The sequence below is a fragment of the Bacillota bacterium genome (genome assembly GCA_040755295.1).
Taxonomy (GTDB): domain Bacteria; phylum Bacillota; class Desulfotomaculia; order Desulfotomaculales; family Ammonificaceae; genus SURF-55.
Window position 1 is genome coordinate 1 of sequence record JBFMBK010000031.1, and the last position, 3,058, is coordinate 3,058.

Annotated in this window: 4 protein-coding genes; 1 reads left to right on the forward strand and 3 read right to left on the reverse strand. The window is 50.4% G+C overall.

Annotation, left to right across the window (positions count from 1 at the left end; all coding sequences use genetic code 11):
- Both AB1500_13060 and nifU read right to left on the reverse strand, forming a co-directional pair.
- Positions 1 to 292, reverse strand: a 292-nt coding sequence (locus AB1500_13060; protein MEW6184076.1) for an FAD-dependent oxidoreductase, incomplete at its 3' end; no start/stop codon positions are given.
- Positions 270 to 731, reverse strand: a complete 462-nt coding sequence (gene nifU / locus AB1500_13065; protein ID MEW6184077.1) for a Fe-S cluster assembly scaffold protein NifU — start codon at positions 729 to 731, stop codon at positions 270 to 272. The genes nifU and AB1500_13060, both read right to left, overlap by 23 nt.
- A 137-nt stretch (positions 732 to 868) precedes the next feature.
- On the opposite strand from nifU, the gene AB1500_13070 reads away from it, so the two are divergent.
- The gene (locus AB1500_13070; GenBank protein ID MEW6184078.1) at positions 869 to 2,452 is read left to right on the forward strand and encodes an IS1182 family transposase; all 1,584 of its coding nucleotides are present in this window, start codon (positions 869 to 871) and stop codon (positions 2,450 to 2,452) included.
- A 51-nt stretch (positions 2,453 to 2,503) separates the two neighbouring features.
- On the opposite strand, the gene AB1500_13075 is transcribed toward AB1500_13070, so the two are convergent.
- A partial coding sequence (locus AB1500_13075) for an HD domain-containing phosphohydrolase (GenBank protein ID MEW6184079.1) occupies positions 2,504 to 3,058 on the reverse strand: 555 nt, incomplete at its 5' end.

Below are 3,058 nucleotides of genomic sequence, written 5' to 3' on the forward strand. Positions count from 1 at the left end.
ACTCTTCGTAGCGGACGCCCACTTCTTCAAAGATTTCGCGGGCGGGTTCCTGAAAAACGATCTGGTTGAACATCATCGCGCCGCCCCACATCCCGCCGCCGATGCTCAAGCGGCGCTCGAAGACCACTGTCTTCAGACCGCTGCGGGCGAGGCGGTAGGCTGCGCTGAGCCCGGAGGGCCCACCGCCGACGATCGCCGCGTCAAGTTCGAGGATTGACAGCAGTTCCCGTGTGTAGCGGGTGATTATCGCGCGGGAGATAACACGTTCATCAAGGGTTGGGTTTTCTTTCAATACGGACATCTCCTTTCCGCCGGGGGGAGCGGAGCCTGGCTGTTTTGACCGCCGGCCCGGCGCCGGGCTTATCATTCTTGCGTCCTTGGTAGTCTTTGATCGCCTTATGTAAGGCGTCGGCACCCAGGTTGGAGCAGTGCATCTTTTGTTTCGGCAGACCCTCAAGGGCGTCCGCAACGTCCTTATTGGTGATTCTCAGGGCCGCCTCCAGGGTTTTGCCCTTGGCCATCTCGCTGATCATGCTTGATACGGCGATGGCCGCCCCGCAGCCGAAGGTCTGGAACTTTACGTCTTCGATCCGTTCGTCTTTAACCTTGATATAAAAAGTCATCACGTCCCCGCACGCCGGGTTGCCGACCTCTCCGACCCCATCCGCGGCTTCGATGACACCAACGTTGCGGGGGTTGGCGAAGTGGTCTAAAACCTTGGCGCTGTACATCCTTCCACCTCCTAGAAGAGTGTTGCAAAAGTAAGCAAAAACAGCCTAAAAATCGCAAAAAACCTTAGAGAATCAGCAGGAATAAGCATGGAAGACGTCGAAACTACTATTTAACACCATAAAAGGGGATGTCTTCCTTGCTGGGACGAAAACAAAATCAAATTAACTTTAGCAACCTTGAAACATGGTGTAACAAGCCCCTTGTTCCCGAAGATTCCTTCTACGGCTTGTTAGCCCGGTTTGGTGATAGACTCGTTGAAGATGATGATTTTGCCGAGCTATATGCCGGGATAGGACGTCCTTCAAACTCGCCGGCCCTTTTGGCGAAGGTATTGCTCTTGATGTATCACGACGATGTATCTGACCGAGAAGCAGAACAACGTGCCCGCTATGACCTTCGGTGGAAACATGCTTTGAACCTGGGTCTTGATGAAACCGGTTTCGATCATACGGCTCTTTGCCGTTTTAGATCCGGACTCTTAATACACGATAAACAGCGCTTAGTCTTTGAAAGGTTCATTGCTTTAGCGCAAGAAGCCAAAATCCTGAAGACCACCGGGGCGACGCATATTATCGACTCAACATACGTTTTGGGCGCCGGCGCCGTTCAAGATACCTACAATCTGATTAAGTCTGCCGTACAGCGGGTACTGCGTGTAACCCGGCGTAACCCGAAACTGAATGCCCGACTCAAAGGAGTCTTGGACCCGGAAATTAACTACGAGAAACCCGGTAAACCAAAGATTAACTGGGACGATCCTCAGGAAAAGAAGCAGTTGCTTACCAAACTGGTGCGTGACGCTCAAAGCGTACAAGAGATCTTGACCGCCGCCGGGGAAGAATTGAGTCAAGCGGAAACTCAAGCGACAGAACTTCTGCGTGCGGTAACCCTGCAGGATGTCAAAGAAAATGAAGACGGAACTTATGAAATCAAAAAGGGCACAGCACACGACCGTATAGTTTCCACCACCGACCCCGAGATGCGTCACGTACACAAAAGCGCACGTACTTTTGAAGGACACAAGGTCCAGGTAGTAGCCGACAAAGATACCGGCATCATCACTAATGTTGCGGTTACCGCAGGCAACGCTCATGATAGCATGGCTTTACCTACGGCCGTAACAGAACAGAGCATTAAACCGGCTGTTGTTATGGGAGACACCGCTTACGGAGCGACGAATGTAAGAAAGGATATGACCGCTGAAAAGATTGAGCTTATTGCCCCGGCTCCGCCTGCTCCTAAGCGGGAGAACAGATTTTCCAAGGAAGACTTCAACGTTGACCTTGAAACAATGACCTGTACTTGCCCGGCAGGTCATACAACAAAGAAGTATCGTTCCAAACAGCGGCTGTTCCTTTTCGATAAAAGGATTTGTAACACTTGCCCTTTGCGGGATCAATGCACCAAACACGGCCAGGGACGTACAGTACGTCTACACGAAGAAGAAGCTATTCTTCAGGAGGCACGGCGGCAACAGAAAACCGATTCTTTTAAACAGGTTTACCGTTTCAGGTCATTGGTGGAACGTGACATTGCCGAAATGGTATTTCATGGAGCACGTCAGGCGCGCTATATTGGGCGGGTAAAGACCCAGTTACAGATGCTCTTTACCGCCGTTGTGGTAAACCTGAAGGCATTGAGACGCTTCTTCTCCCGCAATGACGGCGAGCGCAATGACGATTGCTGCAAAGGGGTAAGTGTCTCCCTTGGACTGATTTAAGCCGGAAAACAGCTAAAAAGGAGCTTGAAACCATGTAAAGGTTGTCAAAGATCAGTATTTCTTAGCTTTATATGACCAAATGTTTCCTTGAATATCTGCGTTAAGAGTGAAATCTGGTCTTTTGCAACACTCTCCTAGGGAATTTAGTTTACTAGGTTTAGAGAGAATTTCACTTGGAACGTATATTTTGCCGAGATCATGAACAAGCCCGGCCAAACGAATACCCTCAATAATTTTCGCTGACAAACCCATCTCCCGCCCTATGGCATAGGCTAGTTTGCTTACGCGCTGTTGGTGACCAAAGGTATACGGATCCTTTATTTCAACCGTCGTCACCAGGGCATGGACGGCTCCTTCCACGGCTTTTCGCAGTTTTTTAAGACTTTTTTCTGATTTAAGTTCCGCTCGTTTGCGCTCCGTGATATCTATAAGAACTCCAACCGAGCCTGCAAGGCACCCGGCTGCGTCTTCGTATGCGGCTTTATGAAGGACAACATCGCGCTTCGAACCATCGGCGAATCGGACTTGATGCTCGAAAACCTGTACCCCGGATTGCCCAGGCAACGCAAGATCCATCTCTTTAAGTTTAACGGCCAAGTTTCTTGG